Source organism: Paraburkholderia sp. SIMBA_030 (genome assembly GCF_046535245.1).
In the GTDB taxonomy this organism is placed as follows: domain Bacteria; phylum Pseudomonadota; class Gammaproteobacteria; order Burkholderiales; family Burkholderiaceae; genus Paraburkholderia.
The window spans coordinates 1-245 of sequence record NZ_JAWRXB010001363.1; the positions used below are offsets into that span (position 1 = coordinate 1).

General features: G+C 62.4%; 1 protein-coding gene. It reads left to right on the forward strand.

The genetic code is table 11. From position 1 onward, the window contains the following. The coding region (locus tag SB772_RS44490) for an autoinducer binding domain-containing protein (RefSeq protein ID WP_410839088.1) at window positions 1-245 on the forward strand (245 nt) is incomplete at both ends.

Consider the following 245-nt stretch of genomic DNA (forward strand, 5'->3'; position numbering starts at 1 on the left):
CGCGCCCGTTTCTTTCATGCAGGCTTATTTCGACGGCATGTGGTACGCGTCCGATCCTCGCTTTGCCGAAGTGCAGCAAAGCGGCTTTCCCGTCGCGTGGCAACTCGATCGCATCGACGAAGAAGCGCAACGCACGAGCGATCGTCGCGCACTGGCGCTCGCCGCATCGTTGCGTGCGCACGGCATGAACAGCGGCGTGATCTTCAGTCTTTCGGCGCCGCAACTCGATCTGAGCGTCGGCGTGG